26 protein-coding genes are annotated in these 25,413 nt (G+C 60.7%); 12 read left to right on the top strand and 14 right to left on the bottom strand.

Annotated features, from left to right (window positions below; translation table 11 throughout):
• Positions 1 to 64: 64 nt before the first annotated feature.
• On the bottom strand, positions 65 to 256 hold the full coding sequence (locus L9059_RS24890) for a Flp family type IVb pilin (RefSeq protein WP_247293483.1): 192 nt from the start codon (positions 254 to 256) through the stop codon (positions 65 to 67).
• A gap of 332 nt (positions 257 to 588) precedes the next feature.
• Between L9059_RS24890 and cpaB the strand changes: the two genes are divergently transcribed.
• The 8 genes from cpaB to L9059_RS24850 are packed head-to-tail and all read left to right on the top strand — an operon-like array spanning position 589 to position 8,020.
• Positions 589 to 1,533: a Flp pilus assembly protein CpaB gene (cpaB, locus tag L9059_RS24885; RefSeq protein ID WP_247293482.1), complete on the top strand. Its 945-nt coding sequence runs from the start codon at positions 589 to 591 to the stop codon at positions 1,531 to 1,533.
• Positions 1,534 to 1,553: 20 nt separating this feature from the next.
• Complete coding sequence (locus L9059_RS24880) at positions 1,554 to 2,768, top strand: type II and III secretion system protein family protein (RefSeq protein ID WP_428480298.1); 1,215 nt, start codon at positions 1,554 to 1,556, stop codon at positions 2,766 to 2,768.
• Positions 2,765 to 3,955, top strand: coding sequence for a CpaE/TadZ family protein (locus L9059_RS24875; protein ID WP_247293481.1), 1,191 nt, complete (start codon positions 2,765 to 2,767; stop codon positions 3,953 to 3,955). Before L9059_RS24880 ends, L9059_RS24875 begins: the two co-directional genes overlap by 4 nt.
• Entirely contained in the window at positions 3,952 to 5,226 is a 1,275-nt protein-coding gene (locus tag L9059_RS24870) for a TadA family conjugal transfer-associated ATPase (protein WP_247293480.1), read from the top strand. The genes L9059_RS24875 and L9059_RS24870 overlap by 4 nt, the downstream gene beginning before the upstream one ends.
• Positions 5,227 to 5,239: 13 nt before the next feature.
• Positions 5,240 to 6,124: a type II secretion system F family protein gene (locus L9059_RS24865; RefSeq protein WP_247293479.1), complete on the top strand. Its 885-nt coding sequence runs from the start codon at positions 5,240 to 5,242 to the stop codon at positions 6,122 to 6,124.
• A gap of 1 nt (position 6,125) precedes the next feature.
• Entirely contained in the window at positions 6,126 to 7,016 is an 891-nt protein-coding gene (locus L9059_RS24860; RefSeq protein WP_247293478.1) for a type II secretion system F family protein, read from the top strand.
• Positions 7,017 to 7,040: 24 nt separating this feature from the next.
• Positions 7,041 to 7,748, top strand: a complete 708-nt coding sequence (locus tag L9059_RS24855; RefSeq protein WP_247293477.1) for a tetratricopeptide repeat protein — start codon at positions 7,041 to 7,043, stop codon at positions 7,746 to 7,748.
• A gap of 11 nt (positions 7,749 to 7,759) precedes the next feature.
• Positions 7,760 to 8,020 (top strand): DUF3613 domain-containing protein, encoded by a 261-nt coding sequence (locus tag L9059_RS24850; protein WP_247293476.1) that lies wholly within the window; start codon positions 7,760 to 7,762, stop codon positions 8,018 to 8,020.
• Between the two features lie 116 nt (positions 8,021 to 8,136).
• On the opposite strand, the gene L9059_RS24845 is transcribed toward L9059_RS24850, so the two are convergent.
• Together L9059_RS24845 and L9059_RS24840 are read right to left on the bottom strand one after the other, a co-directional pair.
• Positions 8,137 to 8,928 (bottom strand): response regulator, encoded by a 792-nt coding sequence (locus tag L9059_RS24845; protein ID WP_247293475.1) that lies wholly within the window; start codon positions 8,926 to 8,928, stop codon positions 8,137 to 8,139.
• Positions 8,929 to 9,046: 118 nt separating this feature from the next.
• Positions 9,047 to 9,517, bottom strand: coding sequence for a prepilin peptidase (locus L9059_RS24840; protein WP_247293474.1), 471 nt, complete (start codon positions 9,515 to 9,517; stop codon positions 9,047 to 9,049).
• Positions 9,518 to 9,592: 75 nt separating this feature from the next.
• On the opposite strand from L9059_RS24840, the gene L9059_RS24835 reads away from it, so the two are divergent.
• Both L9059_RS24835 and L9059_RS24830 read left to right on the top strand, forming a co-directional pair.
• A complete protein-coding gene (locus tag L9059_RS24835) occupies positions 9,593 to 10,033 on the top strand; it encodes a TadE/TadG family type IV pilus assembly protein (RefSeq protein ID WP_247293473.1) in 441 nt (146 codons plus the stop codon).
• Positions 10,030 to 12,771, top strand: a complete 2,742-nt coding sequence (locus L9059_RS24830; RefSeq protein ID WP_247293472.1) for a PAS domain-containing sensor histidine kinase — start codon at positions 10,030 to 10,032, stop codon at positions 12,769 to 12,771. Before L9059_RS24835 ends, L9059_RS24830 begins: the two co-directional genes overlap by 4 nt.
• Here L9059_RS24830 and L9059_RS24825 read toward each other — a convergent pair.
• From L9059_RS24825 to L9059_RS24805, 5 genes are all read right to left on the bottom strand, one after another.
• On the bottom strand, positions 12,768 to 14,735 hold the full coding sequence (locus tag L9059_RS24825; RefSeq protein ID WP_247293471.1) for a pilus assembly protein TadG-related protein: 1,968 nt from the start codon (positions 14,733 to 14,735) through the stop codon (positions 12,768 to 12,770). The two genes, L9059_RS24830 and L9059_RS24825, sit on opposite strands and share 4 nt — an antisense overlap.
• Before the next feature lie 224 nt (positions 14,736 to 14,959).
• Positions 14,960 to 15,517: a DUF4136 domain-containing protein gene (locus L9059_RS24820; protein ID WP_247293470.1), complete on the bottom strand. Its 558-nt coding sequence runs from the start codon at positions 15,515 to 15,517 to the stop codon at positions 14,960 to 14,962.
• A gap of 54 nt (positions 15,518 to 15,571) precedes the next feature.
• Positions 15,572 to 16,198 carry a DUF4136 domain-containing protein gene (locus L9059_RS24815; protein ID WP_247293469.1) on the bottom strand — a complete coding sequence of 209 codons (627 nt, stop codon included), beginning with the start codon at positions 16,196 to 16,198 and terminating at the stop codon, positions 15,572 to 15,574.
• 12 nt (positions 16,199 to 16,210) lie between these two features.
• A complete protein-coding gene (locus tag L9059_RS24810; protein WP_247293468.1) occupies positions 16,211 to 16,960 on the bottom strand; it encodes a methyltransferase in 750 nt (249 codons plus the stop codon).
• Complete coding sequence (locus L9059_RS24805; protein ID WP_135294881.1) at positions 16,960 to 17,262, bottom strand: MazG-like family protein; 303 nt, start codon at positions 17,260 to 17,262, stop codon at positions 16,960 to 16,962. The genes L9059_RS24810 and L9059_RS24805 overlap by 1 nt, the downstream gene beginning before the upstream one ends.
• Positions 17,263 to 17,412: 150 nt before the next feature.
• Between L9059_RS24805 and L9059_RS24800 the strand changes: the two genes are divergently transcribed.
• The gene (locus L9059_RS24800; protein WP_045060321.1) at positions 17,413 to 17,706 is read left to right on the top strand and encodes a hypothetical protein; all 294 of its coding nucleotides are present in this window, start codon (positions 17,413 to 17,415) and stop codon (positions 17,704 to 17,706) included.
• A gap of 28 nt (positions 17,707 to 17,734) precedes the next feature.
• Positions 17,735 to 19,084: an MATE family efflux transporter gene (locus L9059_RS24795; RefSeq protein WP_247293467.1), complete on the top strand. Its 1,350-nt coding sequence runs from the start codon at positions 17,735 to 17,737 to the stop codon at positions 19,082 to 19,084.
• On the opposite strand, the gene L9059_RS24790 is transcribed toward L9059_RS24795, so the two are convergent.
• The 6 genes from L9059_RS24790 to L9059_RS24765 all read right to left on the bottom strand — a co-directional run bounded on the left by L9059_RS24790 (position 19,078) and on the right by L9059_RS24765 (position 25,412).
• A complete protein-coding gene (locus tag L9059_RS24790; protein WP_247293466.1) occupies positions 19,078 to 19,953 on the bottom strand; it encodes an alpha/beta hydrolase in 876 nt (291 codons plus the stop codon). The two genes, L9059_RS24795 and L9059_RS24790, sit on opposite strands and share 7 nt — an antisense overlap.
• 12 nt (positions 19,954 to 19,965) lie before the next feature.
• Positions 19,966 to 20,748 (bottom strand): DUF4123 domain-containing protein, encoded by a 783-nt coding sequence (locus L9059_RS24785; RefSeq protein ID WP_247293465.1) that lies wholly within the window; start codon positions 20,746 to 20,748, stop codon positions 19,966 to 19,968.
• Positions 20,745 to 21,779 carry a contractile injection system protein, VgrG/Pvc8 family gene (locus tag L9059_RS24780; protein WP_247293464.1) on the bottom strand — a complete coding sequence of 345 codons (1,035 nt, stop codon included), beginning with the start codon at positions 21,777 to 21,779 and terminating at the stop codon, positions 20,745 to 20,747. Before L9059_RS24780 ends, L9059_RS24785 begins: the two co-directional genes overlap by 4 nt.
• A gap of 285 nt (positions 21,780 to 22,064) precedes the next feature.
• A complete protein-coding gene (gene speA / locus L9059_RS24775; protein WP_247293463.1) occupies positions 22,065 to 23,978 on the bottom strand; it encodes an arginine decarboxylase in 1,914 nt (637 codons plus the stop codon).
• Positions 23,979 to 24,192: 214 nt separating this feature from the next.
• Positions 24,193 to 24,564 (bottom strand): translation initiation factor Sui1, encoded by a 372-nt coding sequence (locus L9059_RS24770; RefSeq protein ID WP_247293462.1) that lies wholly within the window; start codon positions 24,562 to 24,564, stop codon positions 24,193 to 24,195.
• 290 nt (positions 24,565 to 24,854) lie between these two features.
• The gene (locus L9059_RS24765) at positions 24,855 to 25,412 is read right to left on the bottom strand and encodes an NUDIX hydrolase (RefSeq protein WP_247293461.1); all 558 of its coding nucleotides are present in this window, start codon (positions 25,410 to 25,412) and stop codon (positions 24,855 to 24,857) included.
• Between the last annotated feature and the right edge of the window lies 1 nt (position 25,413).

Genomic DNA, 25,413 nt, shown 5'->3' with positions numbered 1-25,413 from the left:
CGGCAATCCTAGGTTTAACCACATTAGCCGACAATCAGGAATACAGCTGATTATCTTAACTGCTTTACGACACAGCAGTGCCTCCGATTCCTACGGTAATTTTGTTGAAAATCTCCTTGACCTGATCTCCAATGGGGGCAATAAACACCACAACAACAACCGCCACCATCGCCGCCACAATCGCATACTCAATCGCCGAAGCCCCTTCAGTACTTTCAAAAAACACGCGAACTTTCACATACAGTTTAAGAAACATCTGACAACTCCTTGGGCCCCTGGGCACCGGTATCACGGGCGGTGACATGATTGCTCCGTGCAATCAGAGCATTGTCAACAAACCCACCCCCAGCAACTGTAAGAACGTATTAATTACAAAGTATTAGCACTTTCTGAAGCACCCAAAAGAACACCCGCCATTACGGCCACTTCTCAAATTTTTGCCAGATATTTTCATTCTGGTTAATGGCGTTTTGCCTCACCTGCGCTACCGTCAAATAGCGAAATCGTTGAATGTTCATAGCTGCCTGAGCACGAATTTACCCCGTCTGGATATGGGCCAAGTCTTGCGGCAGGAAAGGGAGAGCCGTCATGAACAGTCGCGTCACCATGGGCCTTGCCGGGTTGTTGCTAGTCGGAGCAGTCGTCGCCGGATACTGGGGACTGATGCTCAGTCGTGCGCCCGCCGCCGCACCTTCCGAGGCTCCGAGCGCAGTGGTCGCCATCGAAAAAACCGTCGCCACCGCCGAAGACCAGACCCGCCATTCGGTGGTCGTACTGGTGCACGATGTGGCGCCATTTACACCATTGACCGTAGCCGACCTCGTCGTGGAAAAACTGCGCAGTGCACCGGCAGGTAGCCTGGGCAGCATCGACCAGGCAGTCGGGCGCATGCCATGGCGCACACTCACCGCTGGCACCTGGTTGAGCGAAGACAGTTTCGAAACCGGTGGCGCCCTGGCGCGCATGATCCGCAGTGACGAGCGCGCACTCGCCGTCGCGGTCGATGAAGTGATCGGGGCCGCAGGGCAACTGGCACCGGGTGACTATGTCGATGTGCTGCTGTACTTGCGCCAGGACGAGAGCAACCGGCAACAGTCGGCACAGATCGTCATCCCGGCCATGCGCGTGCTCGGGGTCGGCGACCAGCTCGGCCTGACCAACGACGGAAAGCCCGCCACCCCGCCCCTCAACGCCGAAGAAAAGATCAAGCAGGATCAGCGCCGCATCGCTGCCCGCACCGTGCTGCTGGCCGTACCGGAACCGTTGCTCAGCCGACTGATGCTGGCGACCCAGGTGGGCACTTTGCGCCTGGCGGTACGCAGCGCCGAAGAGCAGCGCCTGGCGCGCTACTGGGCCGGAGAAAGCGACACGCCCGGCAATCTCGATGCTGCCAACAGCGGCCTGTTCCAGTTCACCCAACTGGCCCTGGGCGGCGCGCCGAAAACACCCATCAGCAGCCCTGCGCGCACTGCCGCTGCAAGGCCGGCCGTGGAAGTCATCCGTGGTAACCAAGTAACCCAACAAACTCCCTGATCGAGCAAGGATGCAGTTTTATGCCCAGTCGTTCCATGCCGATATTTTGCCCGCTGTTCGCTTGCCTGGTGTTGGCAGCTGCCGACACCAGCCTCGCCGCTTCCAGCCATTGCACGGCATTGAGCCCGTTGCCCAGCGTGCTGGAAGTCGGCGAAGGCTTGCAGCAGGAGCTGCAGTCGCCGGTTGCGATCACCCGCCTGGCCGTCGGCGACCCGAAGATCGCCGACGTGCGCACCACCGGCGCCAGCGGTTTCCTGCTTACTGGCATGGCACCCGGCGCGACCAGCCTGATGGTCTGGACCGCCTGCTCGACCATACCGCGCCAGACCATGGTGTTCGTCCAGGGCAAGGCCACCGCGGCGCTCACCGCCGTCGCCTTGCCTTCCGAGGAAGCGCTGCTGCCTTCCCAAGTGCAAACCGACATCCGCTTCGTCGAAGTCAGCCGAACCAAACTCAAGGAAGCCTCGACCTCGATTTTTGGTACACGCGGCAACTTCCTGTTCGGCGCACCCCGCACCTTGCCGACCATTGACGGCGTGGTACAGCCGCGGCTACCGGTGAATAACGATCAGTTCAATATTTCCTGGATTGGCGGCAAGACCATGGTGATGATCAATGCCCTTGAAGGCAGCGGTTTCGCCTACACCCTGGCGCGCCCTAGCCTGGTGGCGCTGAGCGGGCAGAGTGCGAGCTTCCTGGCCGGTGGCGAAATTCCCATCCCGGTGCCCAGCTCCGGCAGCGACAACGTCTCGATCGAGTACAAGGAATTCGGCATCCGCCTGACGCTGACCCCGACCATCATCGGCAGCAATCGCATCGCCCTGAAAGTCGCGCCGGAAGTCAGCGAACTGGACTACAGCAACGGCGTCAACATCGCCGGCACCGTCGTCCCGGCGCTGACGGTACGCCGCACCGACACCAGCATCTCCCTGGCCGATGGCGAAAGCTTTGTCATCAGCGGCCTGATCAGCACCCGTAACAGCTCCCAGGTGAACAAGTTTCCGGGACTTGGCGACATCCCGATCCTGGGTGCGTTTTTCCGCGACCAGAACATCAATCGCGAAGAACGCGAACTGCTGATGATCGTCACCCCGCACCTGGTCCAGCCACTGGCGGCGAACGCGCAATTGCCTTCGCTGCCCGGGGAAAAATTGCGTAACTACGATCCGAATTTCTACCGTATGTACTTCCTCGAAAACGGCAACTTCGATAAACGCAGCGGACTATCGCAATGAGCCAGAGCCTGAGTCAGACCTTTCTCGCGATTACGCGCAACGACACCGACCTGGAGTGGCTGCAGGGTGCCCTCGCACCCTTGGGCCAGGTGGTCAGCGCCGGTGGCGGCAGCCTCGACGAATTGCTGGCGTTGGTGGAAGTGACGTTCGCCAGCCTGGTATTCATTGACCTGGATCGAGACCACGTGGTGGCCCAGAGCGCGCTGATCGAAGGCGCCCTGGAAGCCAAGCCAATGCTCGCGATCGTCGCGCTGGGCGACGGCATGGACAATCAACTGGTGCTCAACGCCATGCGCGCAGGTGCCCGGGATTTCGTCGCGTATGGCTCGCGCTCCAGTGAAGTCGCAGGCCTGGTTCGGCGCTTGAGCAAGCGCCTGCCACCCGTAACCCCCAACACTCAACTGGGTGGCCTGACCGTGCTGTATAGCGTGCAGGGCAACGCCGATGGCGCATTGCTTTGCACCCATCTCGCGCAAGTGGTGCAGAAGAGCGGGCAACAAACCTTGTTGCTGGATCTCGGATTGCCCCGCGGTGACAGCCTGGCGTTACTGGGCCTGGAGAGCTCGTTTCACTTTGGCGATGCCCTGCGGCACTTGCGACGCCTGGACGCCACGTTGATCGACAGCGCTTTCAGTCGCTGCGAAGCCGGCTTGCGAATCCTGGCCTATGCCAGTACCGATGAGCCGCTGGAGCACACCAGTGCCGCAGAGCTGTACATGCTGCTCAGCGCGCTGCGCCAACACTTCCAGCACATCGTGGTGAACCTCACGGGGCAGCAGGACAGCGAGGCGCTGCGGACCTTTGTCAGCCACTGCGACAAGTTGCTGTGGTACACCGATCAGAACGTGCTCGACTGCCGGCGCAACTTGGCGGTCCTCAATTTCTGGCGCGAAAAAGGCTTGAAGCTCGATCACTCCAAGCTCCTGGTGGACCGCTACCTGCGCGACGTCGCACCCGACGCCGAGACCCTGGGTAAAAGTTTCGGCATGGAGGTCATTGCGACGCTCGCCAACAGCCCTCAGGTGCGTCTTAACGCCAAGAATCAGGGCGTATCGCTATTTGAACTGGCCCCTCGGGAAACCTTGACCCAGGGTCTGCGTACCCTCGGCGAACGCCTGGCAAAACGCTCCGAAGGCATCGTCAAAGCCAAGACGGGATGGTTCGACCGACTGAGGGGGACGCAATGAACAGTGAAAAACTTTTCGGCGCGCCAACCCGGAATGCAGTGGGCAACACCGACCATGAAGGCCTGAAACTGGTGCTGCACCGTTACATCATCGACGCCATCGAAGAGTCCGGGAAAAACCTGCTGGAGGGCACCCGGCAAGTGCTGTCGCAGTTTGTAATCGACAAGATCGCCGAGTACATCGCCCGCCTGCACCTGGCGATCTCTCGTTATGAAATGGAGCGCCTGGCCGAAGAGATCGTCGACGAGCTGACCGGCTTCGGTCCCCTCGAAGTGCTGCTGCGCGACCCGGCGGTGACCGAGATTCTGGTCAATGGCCCACACCGGGTGTTTATCGAACGCGACGGCGTGCTGCATCAAAGCGACTTGCGCTTCATCGATGCACACCATGTCGAACGCGTGATGCAGCGTATCCTCGCACCTCTGGGCCGGCGGCTCGACGAGTCCTCGCCGATGGTCGATGCGCGCCTGCCCGATGGCAGCCGGGTCAACGCCATCATCCCGCCAATCGCCCTCGACGGCCCTTGCCTGTCAATCCGTAAATTTCGCAAGGACATGCTCAAGAGCTCGGACTTGATGGCGATGCAAACCATCGACCAAGCGATCTTCGACTTCATCCAGGAGGCAGTCGGCAGGCGCTGCAATATCCTGATCAGCGGCGGCACCGGCACGGGCAAGACCACCCTGCTGAATATCCTCAGCCAACTGATCAATCCTCATGAACGCCTGGTGACTATCGAAGACGTCGCCGAATTGCAACTCGGCCACCCACACGTGGTGCGCCTGGAAACCCGCCCGCCGAATGCCGAAGGCCACGGCGAAGTGAAAGCCAGTGACCTGATCCGCAACGCCCTGCGGATGCGCCCGGACCGGATCATCCTCGGCGAAATCCGTGGCGTCGAAGTGGTCGATGTCCTCACCGCCATGAACACCGGTCACGACGGTTCAATGAGTACTGTGCATGCCAACAACGCGCAGGATGCGTTGCTGCGCCTGGAGACCCTGGTAGGCCTGACGGGCCGCACCATCGCAGAGCGCACCCTGCGGCAAATGATCTGCGCAGCACTGGACGTAGTGATCCAGTTGACCCGCATGCCGGACGGACGCCGCTGCGTCAGCGAAGTCGTGGAAGTAGTGGGGATCCGCGACGACGTGTACGTCACCAACACCCTGTTCCGGCTTGATCGACGTACCGGTTTCGGCTTTCTGCGCGAGGCGGTCAACCCCGCTGGCGACAAGCTGCGCCGCGAGTCGGTCAGCGCCCATCACTGACCGCGAGGCGCACATGATCGGTCCTCTGTTGCTGTGCCTGATGTGCCTGTTGCTGCTGGCCTTTTCTGTGCGCCTGTTCTATCAGGGCGTGCGTAAATCCGGCAGCGAACGGGTACTGGAACGCCTGGGCCAGGGGCAACCGGAACGGGTGCCGGAAAAGACTCGGTGGACGGGCCTGGAGCGGGCATTTCTGCGTGCAGGCCTGGGGCGCCCCACCGACCGCCTGGGTAGATGGCTGACGCTGTGGGTGGTGTCGATGCTGATGGGTTTTACCGTCGCGAGCTGGGCCGGCTTCCTGCTGTTGCTGGTGGTGCCGCCGTTGGCGCTGCGGGTGTATGTGTCGTGGCGCTATCGCCGGCTGATCCGCCGGATCGTCGAGCAGTTACCCCAGTTGCTGGACCACACGGTACGCAGTCTGAAGTCCGGTCGCACCTTGGCGGACGCGGTGATGGGCGCGGTCGACGCCAGCGAGGATCCGTTGAAAACTGCCATGGGCAGGGTTCAACGCAATGTGCAGTTAGGCGTGAGCCTTCCAGAAGCGGTGAATGACTTTGCCGAGCTGTATGAGCAGGACGAGTTGCGCATGTTCGCCCTGGGCCTGAAGGTCAATCACCGTTATGGCGGCAACGCCAGCGAACTGCTGGAGAACCTGATCAAACTGATTCGCGAGCGCGAGCAGGGTGCTCGCCAATTGCGTGCACTCACCGGTGAAACCCGCATGACCGCCTGGGTCCTGGGGTCGTTGCCGCTGATCCTGGTGAGCTATTTCATGATGAGCAATCCCGGTTACATGCTGGGTATGTGGAACGACGCAGGGGGACGGCAGATGCTGATCATCGCCGTGTGCCTGCAAGTCACCGGTTGCCTGGCGCTGTGGCGCATGTTGCGGAGCGTTTGAGATGGCCGTCGCGTTGATTATCAGTTCGTTGTTGCTGCTGGGAGCCGTGTTGTTGATGTTCGCCAGCCTGTTCGAGCGTCACCGGCGCGCACGCCAGGTCACCCAGCGCCTGCAAGGCCAGATGCTGCAGGACAATCGCCTGGGCAACTGGCTGCGCGCCGTTGGTGACAGCAAGGTGGGGCAACGCAGCGTCAGTCTCGACAACGAAACCCAAATACTGCTCAACCGCGTGGGATGGCGCCGCGCCCGCCAGCGCTCGGTATTTGCCGCGCTGCAAATCGGCACACCGTTCTTGGTAATGGCCCTGGTTATCGTGCTGCAACCGCTGGTTTATCCCCAGGAAAGCAACCACTGGATCGCGCCATTCTTTGCCTTGGCCATCGGTTACCTGTTGCCCAAGCGCCTGCTGGCATACGCCGCCAAGCGGCGGCAAAAACAAATTGCCGTGGAAATTTCCACGCTCATTCCTTTGCTGCGAATTCTATTCGAATCGGGGATGGCCGTTGAGCAGGCCCTGCGCGTATTGAGCGTCGAAGCCCGGCGCCTGTTGCCGCAGACCACCCAGGAGCTGAGCCTGATTCTGGCCCGGGTCGACTCGGGCCTGGAGCTGGGACAGGAATTGAACAAGGCGGCCAATGCGCTGGCGATCGACGAGTTCACCGATACCTGCGTGATCCTGCAGCAACTGATCCAGCAAGGCGGCGGAGCGATGAAGTCGCTGCTGGCGCTCAAGCAGCTGCTCGACGACCCTCGCCTGACCAACCTGCAGGAATATATCTCGAAAATGTCGGCGAAGATGTCGGTGGTGATGATGCTGTTTCTGTTTCCAGCGCTATTGATCGTCCTGGCCGGACCGGGTTTTACCGCAATTGCCCGGGCGTTCTCGTCCTGATTTGCACCCTTCGAGAGGTCTCCTATGAAAGCATTGATCGCCGCCCTGAGCCTGCTGATGCTCAGCGGATGCGCCACCAACGGCCAGCCCCCCTGGTCCGTACTGACCACTGCCAACTGCGCCAAACCCAGTGCCGATCAGGAGCTGGCGCTGAATCTGGCCGATGACATGGCCAAGGACGGCAAGCTGCACGCCAGCCTCGCCAACCTGCAGAGCCTGCCGGACAGCCTGGCGGATGTGCGCCTGCGCAAGGCCCGGGTCTATCGCTTGCTGGGGCGCAGCGATGCCGAACCCTTGTACCGCAGCCTGCTCGGCAGTTGCCGTGCCGCCGAAGCCGAACACGGTCTTGGTCAACTGGCAGCAGGCCGGGGTGAAAACGGCCAGGCCCAGGCGCATCTGCAGCGGGCCGCCCGACTCGCGCCGACTGACGAAAAAATTCGCAATGACCTGGGCGTGGTCTACATGAATCAGCTGCGCCTGGACGACGCACGATTCGAGTTTTTGACCGCGATCGAGCTCAAGCAGAGCGATCAACTGCCTGCGGTGAATCTGGTGGCGTTGTTGATCTTTCAGGACAACTGGCAACAGGCCGGCGAACTCGTCAGCCGCGCAGGCCTGAGCCCGGAGCAATTCGGCGAGGCCAAGGCTCGTGCCGAATCACTCAAGGCCCCTGCCACGCCACGTCCGTCCACCAGCGGCCAGGTTGCGGTCGTCATTGATGCGCTGAAGTAGAGGTGAACACCATGAAGCTGACCATCCTGTGCTGCCTGCCCCTGTTGAGTCTGCCAGCCTGGGCCATCGACGCCGGCCCTTCTTCACCACAACAGCAGGAAACCGAAGGCTGGCTGGTGCTGCAAAGTCGCAATCAGGCGGCGTCCAGCATTCCACAGACAGCCACGGCGGCCGAGCGGGAACGGGCCATGGCGCGGTTTTTGAAAAGTTTTGAGTACCCGATACCGGAGTTTTATGAACAGGATGCGGGAGGATCGCTGGAGGGGAATTGAAGGCCCTTCGAAAACCGTATGTACATCCCCGAAGCTGCCGCAGGCTGCGATCTTTTGACCTTTAAAAGGGCAACAGATCGCAACCTTCGGCAACTCCTACAGTGGATTTTTGCCGTTCAGTGCGCCGTGATTCTCTGGCGCATACCAGAGATATTGGGCGACAACGCCAGTGCCAATTGAGTGCGATTGTGCATGTGAGTCAAGCGCAATACCTGAGAGACATACAGCTTCACCGTGTTCTCGGTAATCCCCAACTCACAGGCGATCTGGTAGTTGGTTTGCCCCTTGCCCACTAGCCGCGCCACATCCAGTTGCCGAGGCGAAAGCTGATTGAAAATCGACGGTATCTCCAGCCGATCCGTGTAGACGAACGCATCGTCGATGTCGCCAGCCGCACCCCGAGGTAACGGACTGCGCCGCACCTTGTCCAGGTCTTGATACAGATCATCGATGGACTCGGAAAGAAACTGCAGCTTCTGATTCAAATGCCCCAGTTGCAGACTCTTTTGCCGCTCTTGCAACGCCACTTCCTGGCGTCGCAAACCGTCCAGCAGTTCATCCAGGTCGATGGGTTTCTGGTAATAGTCGGCAAAGCCCGCGCGTAGCGCCTTGATCACGTCCTGCTTATCCGCGCGGCCAGTCAGCATGATGGCCTCGAACACCCGATGTTTGCCGGACCGGCGTTGCAACTCCTGAACTAGTTCAATGCCATCCATGCCGGGCATGTGCAAGTCACAAAGGACCAGCCCCACTTCAACGTCATTGGAAAAACGTTCGATCGCTTCCTGACTGGACTCACAGGGGACACACTGGTAACCACTGCTCCCGAGAAACTCGCTAAGTTCTTCGACGATCAATGGCTGATCATCAACCACAAGGACTTTTACTGCCGAGGTGAGCTTGTTCACGTGCTACTCCATGCCAAAATCAAAACCTGGCTATTCCTGTACCGACAGCCACGGGCTGTAGAACTACGACTGACTTGAAAGTAGACGTACTTTTCGACTCTGTACACACAACAGACGATTAGCGGAGACAGGCCATAGTCAGTACAGCGCCTGCCAGTACAAACGGCGCAAATGGTTGTTTTTTTGACATTTGTGGTGGCATGTAGCGCAACCGTTCTCTAAGTGATTGACTCATATACAGCCAGATTTTTGGCGAAAACAACAACCACAAAACGCTTGCGATTCCAGCGCCGATGATCGTGCCAAGAACGTGCATACCGTCCGTCGCAAGCGCCAAAGCTGTCACTAATTTCACATCGCCAGCGCCCATTCGCCCCATCCAATATCCCGGCAGCGTGAAGGCCAGCGCCAGCAGAAAGGCCAGGCCGCCCTGAACGGCCTCGGCGCCCAGCCAGGTATTCCCGGTCCACAGCAACCAAGCCAGCGCCAACGCGCCTGCGCCCAAGGTCAGGATATTGGCAATGTGTCGTTCTCGAGCGTCCTGCGCCGCGCACACCATCAGCCAGATGATCAGGGAAATACTCTGCATGAGGTAAAAGCCGTCCGTTTTGGCTGAATGATTCTATGCTGATATTACGTTGTGATTGTCAGGGTAGACGCACACATGAAAACCGCCCTTCCCCGTAAACAAAAAGGTGCCGTGGCGATTGAATTCGCCTTGGTATTCGTGATTTTTTTCGCGGTGCTGTACGGCCTTCTCAGTTACAGCCTGCCATTGCTGCTGATGCAATCTTTCAACGAGTCGACCGCCGAAGCGGTACGTCGCAGCGTGGCCGTGGACCCGACGACCGCCAACTACAAACAGACTGTCGAGACACTGGCAACCAATGTCCTGACTCAACGCCTGTCATGGATTCCACCGGCCTTGAAATTCAGTGTCGCCACCGATGCGAAGGCGGAGTATGCCGCCGGAGTCCTGACGGTGAGCATCGACTATCCCAGCAGCAAATTGAACAGTGTGCTGCCTTCCCTGGTACTGCCCGGAATCGGTCCGATACCCAACTTGCCGACCACCCTCAGCGCACAATCGAGCCTGCAGTTTTGAGTGCCGGCGACACGCTGCTCAGGCGCCTGCTCCAACGCCAACCGCCAAAAACCCTCATCGCTGCGCAAGCATTGAGCGCGCCCGGCGTGGGTTTGCACATTCAGCTGGATGCTGCGGGTCGAGTGATTGACCTGGCGGGACCGCTCAGACACGCACTCACTCGCCAGGCCTTGCATGCCCAGCCGGTGCTACTGCGCGACTACCTGATGCCCCACAGCTGCCTGTCCATTGAAGGTACGCCTGCGGATTGGCTCGGACATAGCCTGGACCTGGATTTTCACGGCCTCGGCGACCAGCCCCTGCACCTGCGCGGTTGGGTACAACCCCAGGCCGAAGGCTGGTTATTACAGTTGCTGGACATCGGCGATCTGTTGCTCGAACGCCGTCAGGCGCGCAACCGCGAGCAGTGTCAGCTGCTCTCCAGCCAGATCAGCGAGCAACTGCGCCTGTGCAGCCTGCCGCGCCTGCCGGAGGTGATGGCAGAACAGCTGCGAATCCTCACCCAACGTTTGCAAATCCCCTGTATTGCCGTGGCGCTGCTCGATGATCAGGAACAAGGCTGGCAGGTGCATCAGCACTTCAGCGCGGCCGACGCGCCGCAGTTATGGCACAACGGTCAACGCCTGGGCACTGGCCTCGACACCTTGAGCGGCTGCACCCCCCAGCAATTGATCCGCGGCGAGCATCCCCGCTTGAATGATTATTTCGGCAATGCTGAAGGCTTTGTCGTGCCTTACCACGACGCCCAAGGAGTGGCGGCTTGGTTGCTGTGCGGCTTTTACTCAGTGCAACAGCGTGCGCCTGACTTGAACCATCGCGACTGGTTGCAGCTGATGGCCGCACTGGCGGCCCCCTTGCTGGAGCGTTTGCGCGAGCAGCGCCACCATCTGCATTTGGAGCGCCTGGAAGCCCTTCAAACCTTGCTCGGCACTGGCTGGTGGGAGCTTTTCAGTGATCGCCACGAGCTGCAGTTGGCCCCCTCGCTGGCCAGCGACCTGGGCCTGGACCATGGGCGTTTACCGGTGCGCGATTGGCTCGAACAGGTACACCCCGCCGATCGCGAAGAACTCAATGCTCGCCTGCTTGATCTGCGAAACAACAGTGCCCCCCTGCTGCTGTGCACGCGCGTGCTGCGTGCCGATACCGCGCAATCCCCCACCTGGTACCGCCTGCAAGGCCAGGCCGTCGGCGCGGGTATACACCGGCGAATCATCGGCTTCATGCTCGACATCAGTGACATCAAGAACCAGCAGCAGAGCGCGGCAATGGCACATGCCCGGCTGGACAACCTGATCGCCAGTTCACCCGCAGTGATCTATGTTCAGCGCTACGTCGAAGGCGCGCTGCAGCCGACGTTTTTCAGTGACAGCCTGTTGCCGTTACTGGGGTTCTCCCTCGCCGAGTGCAACCCCGCGATGCTGGTCGAGCGAGTACACCCGGATGACCGCAACCAATACTTCGAACGCACCCGACAATTGCTGCGCCAGGGTTCGGTACAGGCGCGTTATCGAATGCGCGACAGTCGGGGCGATTACCACTGGCTGCTCGATGAAGCCCGCCTGCTGCGCGACGATCTCGGCCTGCCGGTGGAGGCCGTGGGCCTGTGGCTGGATGTCACCGAAGCCACCCAGGCTGCCGAGCAGGTCCGGCAAAGCGAGGAACGCTATCGCATCCTCGTGGAAGACTCACCGGCGATGATCTGCCGTTACCTGCCCGACCTGACGCTGACCTTCGGCAACCGTCCACTGGCGGCCTACCTGGAATGCGAGCCGCAAGCGTTACCCGGCGTGAACCTCGGCAGCTGGATGTCGCCAGAACAGCGCGAGGCGTTTGTTTCGCGTCTGAGCCAACTGAGCCCTGAGTTTGCGGTGAGTACTGCGGAAATCAATCTGCAACTGCCCGGACGTGAGCATGCGTGGTGGATCTGGTCGGATCGTGGGGTGTTCGATGATCAGGGGCGATTGCTGGAAATCCAGGCTGTAGCCCGCGACAACACGGAGGTGCGGCGCTCCCAGCAGCAACTCACCCAGAGCGCAAAAATGGCCACCCTGGGCGAAATGGCCACGGGCCTTGCCCATGAAATCAACCAGCCGCTGAATGTGATGCGCATGGCCATCGTCAATGTCCTCAAGCGCCTGGGCAACGGTGATGTGCAGGTCGATTACCTGACCGAGAAGCTCAAGCGCATCGACACTCAGGTCCAGCGCGCAGCGCGGGTGGTGGACCACATGCGCGTATTCGGTCGCCGGTCCGAGATCGAGCAGCAGCCATTCAATCCGTTACAAGCCATCGAAGGCACCTTGGCGCTGCTGGCCGAAGGCATGCGCGGCAAAGGGCTTGAACTGCGAGTTGGCGAGACCGGTTTTGACGTACAGGTCCGCGGTCATGTCGATCAGCTGGAACAGGTGCTGATCAACCTGATGGTCAATGCCCGGGATGCCCTGTTGGCCAGACGCGAGGCTGATCGCCAGTTCCAGCCCTGGATCGCGCTGGATGCCGAACGGGATGCGCAACACGTGCGTCTGTGGGTCGAGGACAATGGTGGCGGCATTGATCCGCGGCTGCTGGAGCGGATCTTCGAGCCCTTCTTCACCACCAAGCCGGTGGGCGTCGGCACTGGCCTGGGGTTATCCGTGAGTTACGGCATTGTCCAGAACATGGGCGGGCGCCTCAGTGTGACTAACTCTCAGTACGGTGCGCGATTCTGCATTGAGTTGCCGGTATTACCCCAAGTTTAAATCACCAGCCCGGCTCGCCCGGGAGGTTTGCAACTGAGGTTGGCACCGACTTCGACCTTGTTCAGGGTGATGCCGAGGGCAGAGAGCAGGTTGTCGAGGATGGGGTCGAGAACTTTGCTTAGCAGGCCGTTGATAGCAGCGCCGAGTGTATCGTTGACGCTTTTGAGCGCCCCGGCGGCCGTCGTGAGCAAGCCGCCCAAAAGACTGGACCCGGTAGGTTTGTAAGCCTCTATCTGCACGCCATTGAGGGTCGCTCTAAGGCTGTCGACGACTCCCTGTGTTCCCAGGCTGAAGAACAGTGGCGGTTGTTTGATTTCTGGTGGCATGTTGTAGACGTGGCTGCTCTGGGTACTCGCTATCGGGGCATCGACTTTCACCCCCAAGCCCCCGCCGTAAAAAGCTTTGCGGTTAGCCTTGTCACACACAAAAAGCACGCACTTGTACATCCCGACATCAATCAGCGCGAGTGGCTGCACGGTGACATCGGCCGAGGATGAAAAGGCGTTGACCTTGTCGATCATGCCGACTTTGACTTTCGCCAGCGACGTGTTGGTTTGAGTGGTCAGGGATTTGGTCGCTTCGCTGGCACAGTTGTAGTCGGTGACGTGACTGTCGGCTGCTGCCACTTCAAGCGCGATGTCGATGGTCGATGTCGGCAGAATCCTCAGGTCAGTCACCTGGCAAGTACCGGTTAAGGTACACAGCAGCGAACTGACTGCTCCGCCAAGGTTCAGGTGTAGCAGGTCATTCAAGGCGCTGGTCACACCGTTGACCACAGGCAAACTGGTGATCGCATCGAGCAGCCCTGTAACCCCCGACAACAACGGAAGTTTAAGCGACAGCACAGTCCGCACCTGCGCTGTGCGCACGAAAATACGGTCGGGCCCCATCGGGTTGGCTTTGGCCAGTGCCGGATTACCCACCGCCGACAGCTGCGGCGGCTCGATCACCTTGACCTGCACCGAGCCGTTGACCAATCCAGGAATATTCAGCGGCAGATCGACTACGATCCCGTTCTTGCTGTTGGCCAATTGCACAAAGGCTTCCACCAGCTGAAACACCTGCAGGTTGGTATTCAGGGCAGATGACGGCGCGCCGGTCTGCAACTGCAGCAGTTGCCCTAACGTAAGCTCGGTACTGCCTGCTGCAACCTTGAGATCGGTCAGCCCGTTAACCGCGACGTTAGCGGTCGTTCCGCCGGCCTGGAGCACGGTGATCGCGGTATCCAGCAACTGGGTCAGCCTGATTTTTTTGTTGAGCAACTCGGTGTAGTTGCCGGCACTGACATTGACGTCCAGGGCCAGTTGATTCAGGTAACTAAGCAGATTGATGTGGGTATCGACCAGGCCTTGCCAGCCCACCACGCTCAGATCAAGGCTGCCGCCGAGCATTTTCCCCAACAACAGATTCAAGGCCGCGGACTTGCTGGAGTCGACCACAAGCGCAGTGCTGCCAATGGTCAACATGGCCAGGGGCGGCAGCACGGCCGGAGCACTGACCGCTGTCGCCGTGAGCTGGGTGTTGAGGCTGACCGGGCCGGGGCTGAACAGTGCTCCGACGCCGGCGGCGATGCTGGTAGGCACCACTCGGGTGGCAATCACGCGGATGGCTTCTTTTTTGCTGGCATCCGGCGTAAAGCTGCGCAGTTTGTCGGCACCGGTCAGCAAGACTCCGCATGTGGTGGTCAGGGTGATGCCGTCGGCGACGGTCAGGCCATTGCGGCGGGCACTTTCAGTGGAGTATTTGGCAGCAGTGAGATTGGCCAGGCAATCGCCGTCGCGGGTCACGGCCTCAAGGGCCGCCACATCGGCGACTCGCTGCAGCTTGCGCTGCTCCAGGTAAAGCCTGCCGCTATCGAGCACCAGCAACATGAACAGCATTGCCAGGCCGAGGGTCAGTGCTGCCATCAGACCGATCGCACCACGTTGCCGGGCCGGGCTGTGAAACTGCAAGCGGGGGGACATCCTGCACTCCTTTGCCGGCGTACTGCCGAGGCGTTACCTCCATGGGTACGAGAGAGTGTAGACAAGGGTTGGCGTGACTGCTGGCAACAAGCCATTCAGCACCTTGCAGAGATAACTGTGGGAGTGGGCTTGCTCGCGAAAGCGATGTGTCAGCCTCATCATTGTTGAATGACACGGCGCCTTTGCGAGCAAGCCCGATCCCTCCGGAGGATTGTGTGACAGGACTATCTAGGCGGATAGTTCGCCAGGATCCGTGCCACGGTCTCGCGTATCGCATTGCTGCGATCAGCCGGGTTTGGCGAGCGGGCGATCATTTGCTCGTCGCTGCCGCGCCATACCAGCTTGCCGTCCTTGCCATCGAGCAGGTCGATCTGCACCGTCGCGACCTTGTAGGTGACGTTACGGGTTTCGTTGTACATCGGCCCGCCCCAATAACCATTCCACGGGCCACCCCAGCCACCGCCGTAGTTGGTTGTGACCTGCTGCTGGCGCTGCTCGACAATCAGGTAGGTCTGTACGCTCAAGTCACCCTTGGTGCCGGCGGCGACCGGGCGCAGGCCGCGCTGGTCGAGCTGGTCGGTCACAGACTGGCGAATGCGCTGCTCGGTAAGATCGCTCTTGATTCGCGGGTCATCGGGCCGATATTGCAGGGCCGGCTCTTTCCAGCTCCAGCTGCGGTAGGCGGAGAAATCACGACTGGCGTCAAAGTCATGGTTGACCTGGTCCGAGGCACAGGCGCCCAACAGCGCGACCACGACCAGTAAAGCTAGACGGCGGAACATGATGATTCTCCGGGTGAAGGCATGAACCTGCGTAATGCGTCTTATCTACCGCAGCTAACTGGGAGGATACGCCGACATGGCTTTTTCCACAGCCTCCCTGATTGCATCGGCCCTGGCGCTCTGCTTGCCCTGGTTGCTGGTTTCGGCGCTGGCGCTCCACACCGGCTGGCCACTTTGCGCATCGAACAGGTCGACCCTTACTACCACGACCTGTTCCTGATAAGTGCGCACGATCGGCACCGTGTTGTACATGCCATAGCCGCTTCCACAGCAGCGGTTATAACCGCCACCACCGCCGTAATAACCGGCGCCGCCATAGGAGTCATCCCGGACCTGACGCAAGCGGGTCTCCAGGCGCAGGTCGGCGCTTACGAACAGGTCGGCCGGGCGGTTGTCGTGCAACGGCCGCAAGCCACGCTGGTCAAGCGCGTTGCTGACGGCTTCGGCCACCTGCGCCGAATCCGCCCAAGCGGTCCCCGGCGGCAATTGCCCGTTCAGCCAGGCCCAACTGCGATACCGGCCGTAGTCGCGCGGCGGTGCCGGATAGGCGCTACGGTCGAAGGTGGTCGCGGCTTGGGGCGGCGCAGGCGGCAATGGCCTGGAGGCCGCGACATAGGGGTTGCTACCCTGGCAGGCCGCCAACCCCAGGCAGAGCATCAGTAAACCCGAACGACTTTTCATTTCATGCTCCGATCAGATCGGCCGACAGATCCAGTGCAAATAGCGCCCAAGCCCGGCAAAGCTTGGGTGACGGCGGTGCGCGAGTTCCATTTCAAGCAAGTCCACCAGTTCTGCGCGGGCCTGGAACTCCACTGGCATGTAGTCGTGAAACACCCGTACCCCACTCTGAGTTTCGACCTGCCACAGGCCTTCAAGTTGCGCCGCAAGTTCACGCGGGTCCAGGGGCTGCTGTGGCGTGAGGCTCTGCTTTTCACCTGCCATGTCGTTCTTGCGCATCTTGCGGAAGTGGCCCTTGAGCAGGTTGCGGTAAATCAGCGCATCGCGGTTGTAGAAGGCCAGGGACAACCAGCCGTCCTGCCGGGTCAATTGATGCAAGACCGGCAGTATCGCGTGGGGTTCGGCTAACCATTCCAGCACCGCATGACACAGCACCAGGTCGTAGGGCCCGGTAAGCTGGCCCAGCAGATCCTGCCAGGGCGCCTGAATAAAGGTCGCCTGCTGCCCGGCCTCGGCGAAGCGCTGGCGAGCGCCTTCGAGCATCGGTTCGGCAGGTTCGGCGAGCGTGACGTCGTGACCTCGCTGGGCCAGCCATAACGACATGTGGCCCAGCCCGGCGCCGATGTCCAGAACGCGCAACGGCCGGTCCGGCAGGGTTTCGGCCAGATCAGCCTGTAGCACGGCCAGACGGATGGCGCCCTTGGCCCCACCATAGATTTTTTCGGCAAAGCGCGTCGCCAACTGATCGAAATGACGGTCACTCATCAGTTGAACCGCCGTTCGCTGTCCGCCAGCTTGCTGCGCACCACTTCATTCATGTCCAACCCCAACTCGCTGCACAACAACAGTAGATAAAGCACGATGTCACCGACTTCCTGACCGGCATGGGCGAGTTTGTCGGCCGGCAACTGGCGCGACTGGTCTTCGGTCAGCCACTGGAAAATCTCCACCAGCTCGGACATTTCCACGCTGGCAGCCATGGCCAGGTTTTTTGGGCTGTGAAATTGTCGCCAGTCATTGCGGTCGCGGATGGCGTGCAGGCGTTCGGTCAGTTCAACAAGGTTCATCGGGCTCTCCTGAAGACGTATAGCTTCACGGGGTTGGCCCAGGACTGCAAGCATATCGATGTAGTGTCGAACTTTGCCCCATAATCCACAGTCGATGCCCTGTAGAAGCTGCACTCACGGGCCTCATCATTCTCTCAGGACGAACTACACATGCAGGTAGAAAGCTTTTTCGAATGGCTCGGCCAGGCACTCGGTTCAGTTATTCGTTTTATCGTCGACGGCCTCAGCGGCCTGTTCAATCTATTGAGCCATGCCGGGGCCAATTTTGTCGAAGGGCTGTCCCGGGCGCTGGGGATGGACACTTCGATCATCAGCATCATCGCGCTGGTTCTTGGCCTGATGCTGCTGTGGTCGGCCATCCGGGCATTCATGAATGCGTCGATCATAATGGGCATCATCTGGTTGCTGCTGGGCTTATGGTTGTTGAGCTGGATAATCCACTGACACACAATGGCTCCCCCAAGGAGCCTGCATGTCCAACCTGAGTAACGACTGGCGCGATCGCCCGACCCATCGCCGGGTCTGGGCGCTTGCCGCGCCCATGATTCTTTCCAATATTTCCGTGCCGCTGGTGGCGCTGGTCGACAGCACCGTTGTCGGCCACCTGCCCCATGCCCATCAACTGGGCGCCGTCGCCGTCGGGGCCAGCCTGTACACCTTCCTGGCCTGGGGCATGGGTTTCCTGCGCATGGGCACCACCGGTTTCGCGGCGCAGGCGGCCGGCCGAGGCGATGGCGCGGCATTGCGCCAGATCCTGTTGCAAGGCTTGTTGCTGGCCCTAGGGCTGGCGATTGTCCTGGGCGCGGCAGGCGTGCCCTTGAGCGGAGTCGCGCTGCACTTCATGCAGCCTTCGGCTGAGCTGGAGCAGTTGACCCGCGAATTCTTCCATACCCGATTATTCGGCCTGCCGGCGGCGCTGGCCAGTTATGCACTGGTCGGCTGGTTCCTCGGCACGCAGAACGCCCGGGCACCATTGGCGATACTGCTGAGTACCAACCTGGTCAACATCGCCTTGAACCTGTGGTTCGTTCTTGGCCTGGACTGGGGTGTGGTCGGGGCCGCCCGGGCCTCGGTCATCGCCGAATGGACCGGTGCGATCATCGGCTTGCTGATGACCCGCAAGGCTCTGCGCGCCTACCCCGGACACATCGCCTGGGCCGCGCTGGCAATCTGGCAGAGCTGGCGAGCACTGCTGGCGGTCAATCGCGACATTTTCATTCGCAGCCTGGCGCTGCAGTCGATTTTTTTCCTGATCACCGTGCAAGGTGCACGGCTGGGCGACGCCACCGTGGCCGCCAATGCGCTGCTCCTTAATGGCCTGCTGCTGACTGCTCATGCACTGGATGGCCTGGCCCACGCCGTGGAGGCGTTGTGCGGTCATGCGATTGGCGCCCGGGATCGGCAGGCATTGCGCCGCTCGTTAGTGGTGGCCTCAGGTTGGTCACTGCTGGCGAGCCTGGGCTTTGCCGCGCTGTTTCTATTTGGCGGGCATCTGTTTATCGAGATGCAGACCGATATACAAAGCGTGCGTGACACCGCGTTCATCTACCTGCCCTATCTGGCAGCGCTGCCCTTGATCGCCGTCTGGAGTTACCTGCTCGATGGTCTGTTCATCGGTGCTACGCGGGCCCGGGAAATGCGCAACGGCATGCTGTTAACGGTGGCCCTGCTGCTGCCCTTCGCCTGGGCGCTGCAAGGGTTGGGCAACCATGGCCTGTGGCTGACGTTTCTGCTGTTCATGTTGCTACGCAGCCTGACCCTGGGCGCATTTGCCTGGCTTCTGCAAAAGAACGACGGCTGGTTTGCTGCCAAGGCTCACTGAGCCGGCGTGGCCCTGATGAAGCCTGTGACCTCATCCAGCACCGGCGCCAGGCCACGCAGCGGCCGGGACAACGTTGCCACCAGGGTGGCATGACCGGTGCGGGAAAAATACAGGTCGCGCACCGGTACCCCCGCTTCGCGCAGCTTGCGCGCCAGGCCGCCGGTGTTGCGACTCGGGTCGACCAGTTCGTCATCGTTGGACGCCATCAGCAAGGCAGGTGGCGCTCCACGACTGACATGGTTGATCGGCTGCGACTGGGGCGGCGAATCCGGCCAGAAAAACACCGGGCGCACGTCAGGGTTCTTGATGGGCAGAAAATCATAGGGCCCGGCCAGGCCGATCCAGCCACTGATATCGTGTGGCGACATGCCTGCGGCCCCCAGGAACTGCGGGTCCAGCGCCAGCATCGCGACGTTGTACGCGCCGGAGCTATGCCCCATCAGGTACAACCGCTGCGGATTTGCGGAGAACTGCTGGATATGCGCCCGGGTCCAGGCTACTGCCCTGGCACCATCCTCAAGAAACGCCGGGTAGCGTACCTGCGGATAAAGCCGATAGTCCGCCAACACCGCCACGATTCCCCGGGATGCCAGGGCCTCGCCGACAAAACTGTAATCGCTGCGCGATCCGCTGTTCCAGCTGCCACCGTAGAAAAACACCACGACCGGTGCGTTTTCCATGGAATGCCGCGGTACATACACATCGAGCTTCTGCCGCGGATCACTGCCATAGGCAATGCCCTCGGTTTTGTCGAAGCTGCCTTCAGGCGTCAGTGCATTCAGTGCCTTGAGCGGTGAACAGCCCGTGGCTGCAGCCAGCAGCAGCGCGCCGATGGCCAGTTTGCAAAATAGCCGGATTCTGTTCGCCATCGCCGCCACACCTCAGGGTTTGTTGTTCTTCCACAGGTAGCGCAGGCATTCGAGATGCTCTCGCGGGGTCAGCCCCGGCAGCGTGCTGGCTGGTGTGTACGCCGGATACTGCAAGCGTAGCCACAACCACTCGTCGAGCACCGCACGCTCGCTGAAACCCAGCGCCAGGCCTTCCTGAAGATGGGACCACAGACGCTCGTAATCGGTCCCGGTGGTTTCACTCCATTGCCAGGCATGCTGCTCCAGCAGACAGGTTTGCAGCTTGTCCAGCTGTCCCTGGCTAAGACATTCCTGGATCGCCAGGGGGCCGGTCACAAGCCCTGGGTTGCTCAGCTGCTGCCAGCCCTCGAAGCCGATTGCCCGGTCCGCCCAGGTGCCGCCGAACCAGCTCAGTTGACGTACCGGCCCCAGCCAGCGACTCAGCTCACGGGCATCGCAGGCATCGAAAAAGTAGCTGGCGGTGTACGGGCTGTAGTAACTCAGCAGGGCCCGATGATGCAGCCCGACCGAAACTGTCAGCATGCGTCGCAGATGAGCCAGCAACTGTGCGGTCGAGGCCTCGCTGTACAACAACAGGCCGCGCCAGATGCGCGGCTCCTGGTGAGCGCGCTCAGCCAGCACCGGGCAATCATCCAGATCGACCAGCGTCGGGCCTTGCTCGCGCAGCGCATGCAGCTCAGTGCCTTCGAACAACCAAGAGCGCGACACGTGGGCGAATGTGTCCGCCAGCGCGGCGCTGGCCTGGGGCGCGTCAGATCCGTCGAGAAGTAGCCAGCGTGGCCTCGGGACGCTCATGGCAATTGCCCCCCGCCCAGCCGCATGGCCAGCCGGCACGTGCAAAGCGTCTGCGCGCAATGATTGAAACTGCCGCCACCCGGCAGCATGCACAGCAATAGCAGCGGCTGTGCTGAGCGCAACTGTTGCAGCAGGCCCTCGACATTTGCGCAGGGGGCCGGGACATCAACCGGGCACTGGACTCGCAGCGCCGTCGGGGAGCTCAGAAAGCCGGTGATCAGTGGGCGATCCGGATCACCCTCGATAAAGCTCACCACCACCTCGGCCCCTTCGGTCAGCTGCAACAACGAGTCACGGCACACGTGTTCGGACACTGGCAGCCAGCAATGACTGGGCGTTGCGCCTTCGCCCTGGTACACCCAGTCAAACTGCACCGCGACTGGCCTCGACGGATCGGGCCGGGCTTCATCGACCTCGACCACCCAGGCTCGTTGCAAGCTGGGCATGCGGGGTTTCACTGCGGCAGTAGCTGATGCCTGCGCTTCGACAAAGACCAGGCAATGACCGCGCCTGCTGTGCTCGAAGTAGTAATGAATGTTCGCCTGGGCGCACAGGCGCTGCAGGAATTGCAGGTCCGACTCGCAATACTGCGTACAGAAATCCTGCAGCGGATACTCCCCACGCAAGTCGAACCGCCGATCCTCTTCGGTGAGGCCATGCTCCTTGAGCACCTGGCTGAGGATCTGCGGCACTGAACGGGCACTGAAAATGCGCTGGCTGTTGCGTTGGGACAGGCCGCTGAGCTTCGGCTGCAGCCGCACATGGCAACGCCGGGGCCCCGGGCCATGTTGCAACTGGACCAGCTCATTCAGCTGCCCGTGAACACCGTTGCCCGACGCATCCAGATGCAGATAGGCCGAACGGTACAGCAGGCTGGCAAGGTCCAGTTCCGGGTCATCGAGCAGCACCTGCAGCTCGTACACAAACGGCTGGCTGATGGCTTCAGAACAGGCAAAGTCCAGGACTTCGAAGGAATGGGACAGACCTGCTACATCCAGACGAATTGCAGGCTCGTTGGCTGGATTGGACATCGGCGATTCTCTACTGGAGGGGGCAGCCAGGGATTCTCCCTGAGAGGGATGGCTGAGTAGAGTGCCGAATTACAACTTGGGAAAGGGCCTACGCGAATTGAGGAACAAACGCTTTAGATCGTCAGAAAGCAGCTAATTCCGCCAGGCATGAGAGAACCGTAGCACCGTGCGAACTGAAACTTCCTACAGTGCGCAGAAAGATTTCAGACGACTTATCGGTGGGAGCCAGGCTTGCCCGTCGCAGGCCAACCGGCCCAGACAGGAATCAAGCCTGGCATCACTCACTCAGGAGGACAGGTAAGAAGAACGGGTCAGGCCCAGGCGCAAGGCGTCGAGGAACTGGGTGCGTTCGGCGGCAGTGATGCGCGCGCTGGCGCACTTGTCGCGGTAGTGGGTCATCAGCTCTTCCGGCGACAAGTGCACGTAGCGCAGCATGTCTTCGATGGTGTCGTGGGTCTCGATTCCGGCGTGATACACACTGCCATCAGCGTTCTGGTAGATGTTCACCGAGTCGGTGTCACCGAACAGGTTGTGCATGTCACCGAGAATTTCCTGGTAGGCGCCAACCAGGAAGATGCCCAGCAGGTAGTCTTCACCCTCCTTCAGAGCATGTACCGGCAGGCTGGTCTCGATGCTCTGCTCGTCGACGTATTGCTTGATCTTGCCGTCGGAGTCGCAGGTCAGGTCTTGCAGCACGGCGCGGCGCAGCGGCTCTTCGTCGAGGCGGTGCAATGGCAAAATCGGCAGGACCTGGCCGATTGCCCAGGTGTCCGGCAGGCTCTGGAACACCGAGAAGTTGCAGATGTACTTGTCAGCCAGCTTGTCGTTGAGTTCGTCGAGCACCTGACGGTGCGAACGCTGACGCGCCTTCAAAGAGTTGTGCAGGCGACGGCACACGGCGAAGTAGCATTGCTCGGCCAGGGCTTTTTCCGCCAGGGTCAGCTTGCCATCGGCGTACTGGGTGGCCACGTCGCTCATGTAGTGAGTGGCGCGCCAGTAGGTTTCAGTGACCATCTCGATGTCGGTCGGCCCCAGCAGGTCCACCAGCCACTGCACGGTTTCCGGCAAGGCTTCCTTGTTCTCGATCTGCGGCACGTCGTCGTTGTGTTTCTCGACGTCGGTGACCTGCACCACCAGCATGGCGTGGTGCGCCGTCAGCGAGCGACCGCTTTCGGAGAAGATGTTCGGGTGCGGCAGGCTCTGTGCATCGCAGAATTCCTTGAGCATCCCGACCACGACACCGGCGTAGTCGTCCATGTCGTAGTTGATCGAACTGGCGTTACGCGAGTGAGTACCGTCGTAGTCGACACCCAGGCCACCACCGACATCGATGTGATCCACCGGCAGGCCCAGGTTTCGCAGTTCGCCGTAGTAGCGGATCGCTTCCTTGAAACCGTGCTGGTAGTCCGCCAGGTTGGCGATCTGCGAGCCCATGTGGAAGTGCAACAGGCGAATGCCCTGATCCAGGCCCGCAGCGCGGAAACGCTCGACCACCGACAGCAGTTGCGCCGCCGACAGACCGAACTTGGATTTCTCGCCGCCGGTGTCCGCCCATTTGGACGACGCCAGGGACGACAGGCGCACGCGCAGGCCGACCTGTGGCTTGACCTTCAGCGAGGCGGCTTCTTCGATCACCAGCTCAACTTCGGATTCTTTCTCGATAACGATGAACACGTTGTGACCCAGCTTCTGGCCCATCAGCGCCAGGCGGATGAACTCACGGTCTTTGTAGCCGTTGCAGACGATGGTGCCGCCTTTGGGCGCCAGGGCCAGCACGGCAAGCAGCTCAGGCTTGGACCCGGCTTCAAGTCCAATGGAGACGTCCTGGGTGGCGATGATGTTTTCGATCACCGCCTCTTGCTGGTTGACCTTGATCGGGTAAAGCGCGGTGTACTTGCTCTGGTATTCCAGGCGCTCGATGTTCGAATCGAAAGCACCGGTCAGCTGACGCACACGGTCTTGCAGGATGTCCGGGAAACGGACCAGCAATGGCAAGGACAAACCGCTTTGGCGCAGTTGGTCAACTTGCTCGAACAGGTCGATTGGCGAACTGGCGGGGCCGTTCGGACGAACCTCGACGCGACCGGCGTCATTGATCGCGAAATACCCGGCCCCCCAATGGCGGATCCCGTAAACACTGCGGCTGTCCGCAACTGTCCATTGGCTGCCATCGTCTTTGCGTGTGCGTCGTACGGACATTGAAGTCCCCTATAAAGAAGTCATAGAGCGTCGCCTGGGTTCAGGCCGGCGCAGTCTAAAGAATGAAAATGACGGTTCGTCAACGAGGGGGTAGACCTCGCCGATCGCAGTGAGTTTAGAAACCGGTCAGAACAGGCTCTGTGAAAACCATGTGGACGACGCCAAACCTGCTGTCAGGACTGGATCAAGTCGAGGGTGGTTTTCACAGAGGCTGCTAGCCGCCGGCCTTCTTTGCCTTGAAACCGAGCTTGATCAGTTCGGCCAAGAGTAGCTCGACATGATCGCCCTGGATTTCAATGATGCCGTCTTTCAACGCGCCACCGGTCCCGCAACGTTTTTTCAACGCAGTCGCCAGGTCCTTGAGCGCATCTTCAGCCAGGGGCACGCCGGTGATGGTGGTCACCGTCTTGCCGCCACGACCCTTGCTTTCGCGACGCACGCGAGCAATGCCGTCGCCGGCTGGGATAACGGTCTGTTTGCAGATGCAGGCGTCCACCGGTTTACTGCAATCGGGGCAATGACGACCTGCGTCGGTGGAAAATACCAAGCCACCAAGGGCGGCGAAGGATGCGGCTTTTTTGGCCACCGGCAATCCTCTCGGGAGGACAAAGACTGGCCGCAGCGCATGGCTATCGACCGCGAAGCCCCACTCAGGCAGGGGCAGCGCTACTGAAACGGTATGCGCCGTTCGCTGTAGGAGCGAGCTCGCTCGCGATGAACGTAAACGATAACGCGGGCATTCTGAATGAACGCGTCGCCCTTGAGTACATCGCGAGCGAGCTCGCGCCTACAGTTACAGCAATACCGTTTCAGCTTGAAAAGGTCGCGCAGTGTAACGGCAAAAACGCCGATTGCTAAGAGCCAATCGGCGCCAATTTATAGCTCTTTTGCGACGTCTTTCCCGCAGGCGCGAAGATAGCGCTTCAACGCGGCCAGGGAGTCCGGGCAGTAAGGCTTCTGCCGGATTTCCAGCATGACCTGATCAATAGGCAGAAAGCACGCTTCAACCACCTCTTCCGGCTGCAGGATCAACGGTCCATCCCACACTGCAGAAAACGCCGAACACCACAGGCGATTGCCGGTGTCCTCGAAATAGAAATGGTCGTGGCCGGTCAACTCTACCCCGCTAACACCCAGCTCTTCTTCCAGTTCCCGTGCGGCCGACTCGGCATAGGTCTCGGTCGCCAGCACCATGCCACCGGCAGCCACGTCCCAGTAGCCGGGGTAGATCGCCTTGCTCAAGGTGCGGCGGTGCACGCAAAGCTCACCCGCCGAATTGAACAGCATGATGTACGTGCCACGCCCGATCAGGCCCCGCTCGCGAAGGTCGGAACGCACCAGGGCGCCTAGCAGGTTGTCCTGCTCGTCGACCCAGGCGATCTGCTCGGCATCCGAGGCCGCGCGGTGGGCGGCCTCTTTGTCGCTATCGGCCATG

The sequence above is a fragment of the Pseudomonas violetae genome, assembly GCF_023072615.1.
Classification (GTDB): Bacteria; Pseudomonadota; Gammaproteobacteria; order Pseudomonadales; family Pseudomonadaceae; genus Aquipseudomonas; species Aquipseudomonas violetae.
The sequence above is the reverse complement of the archived record's forward strand: the minus strand, read 5'-3'. Positions and strand labels throughout refer to the sequence as shown.

Coding starts and splice junctions, on each gene's coding strand:
- L9059_RS24855 (WP_247293477.1), top strand. CDS start 7,041: ATGAAAGCATTGATCGCCGCCCTGAGCCTGCTGATGCTCAGCGGATGC.
- L9059_RS24875 (WP_247293481.1), top strand. CDS start 2,765: ATGAGCCAGAGCCTGAGTCAGACCTTTCTCGCGATTACGCGCAACGAC.
- L9059_RS24860 (WP_247293478.1), top strand. CDS start 6,126: ATGGCCGTCGCGTTGATTATCAGTTCGTTGTTGCTGCTGGGAGCCGTG.
- L9059_RS24785 (WP_247293465.1), bottom strand. CDS start 20,748: ATGAGCGTCCCGAGGCCACGCTGGCTACTTCTCGACGGATCTGACGCG.
- L9059_RS24800 (WP_045060321.1), top strand. CDS start 17,413: ATGCAGGTAGAAAGCTTTTTCGAATGGCTCGGCCAGGCACTCGGTTCA.
- L9059_RS24825 (WP_247293471.1), bottom strand. CDS start 14,735: ATGTCCCCCCGCTTGCAGTTTCACAGCCCGGCCCGGCAACGTGGTGCG.
- L9059_RS24795 (WP_247293467.1), top strand. CDS start 17,735: ATGTCCAACCTGAGTAACGACTGGCGCGATCGCCCGACCCATCGCCGG.
- L9059_RS24780 (WP_247293464.1), bottom strand. CDS start 21,779: ATGTCCAATCCAGCCAACGAGCCTGCAATTCGTCTGGATGTAGCAGGT.
- L9059_RS24865 (WP_247293479.1), top strand. CDS start 5,240: ATGATCGGTCCTCTGTTGCTGTGCCTGATGTGCCTGTTGCTGCTGGCC.
- L9059_RS24790 (WP_247293466.1), bottom strand. CDS start 19,953: ATGGCGAACAGAATCCGGCTATTTTGCAAACTGGCCATCGGCGCGCTG.
- L9059_RS24850 (WP_247293476.1), top strand. CDS start 7,760: ATGAAGCTGACCATCCTGTGCTGCCTGCCCCTGTTGAGTCTGCCAGCC.
- L9059_RS24840 (WP_247293474.1), bottom strand. CDS start 9,517: ATGCAGAGTATTTCCCTGATCATCTGGCTGATGGTGTGCGCGGCGCAG.
- cpaB (WP_247293482.1), top strand. CDS start 589: ATGAACAGTCGCGTCACCATGGGCCTTGCCGGGTTGTTGCTAGTCGGA.
- L9059_RS24805 (WP_135294881.1), bottom strand. CDS start 17,262: ATGAACCTTGTTGAACTGACCGAACGCCTGCACGCCATCCGCGACCGC.
- L9059_RS24765 (WP_247293461.1), bottom strand. CDS start 25,412: ATGGCCGATAGCGACAAAGAGGCCGCCCACCGCGCGGCCTCGGATGCC.
- L9059_RS24890 (WP_247293483.1), bottom strand. CDS start 256: ATGTTTCTTAAACTGTATGTGAAAGTTCGCGTGTTTTTTGAAAGTACT.
- L9059_RS24870 (WP_247293480.1), top strand. CDS start 3,952: ATGAACAGTGAAAAACTTTTCGGCGCGCCAACCCGGAATGCAGTGGGC.
- speA (WP_247293463.1), bottom strand. CDS start 23,978: ATGTCCGTACGACGCACACGCAAAGACGATGGCAGCCAATGGACAGTT.
- L9059_RS24820 (WP_247293470.1), bottom strand. CDS start 15,517: ATGTTCCGCCGTCTAGCTTTACTGGTCGTGGTCGCGCTGTTGGGCGCC.
- L9059_RS24810 (WP_247293468.1), bottom strand. CDS start 16,960: ATGAGTGACCGTCATTTCGATCAGTTGGCGACGCGCTTTGCCGAAAAA.
- L9059_RS24815 (WP_247293469.1), bottom strand. CDS start 16,198: ATGAAAAGTCGTTCGGGTTTACTGATGCTCTGCCTGGGGTTGGCGGCC.
- L9059_RS24880 (WP_428480298.1), top strand. CDS start 1,554: ATGCCCAGTCGTTCCATGCCGATATTTTGCCCGCTGTTCGCTTGCCTG.
- L9059_RS24835 (WP_247293473.1), top strand. CDS start 9,593: ATGAAAACCGCCCTTCCCCGTAAACAAAAAGGTGCCGTGGCGATTGAA.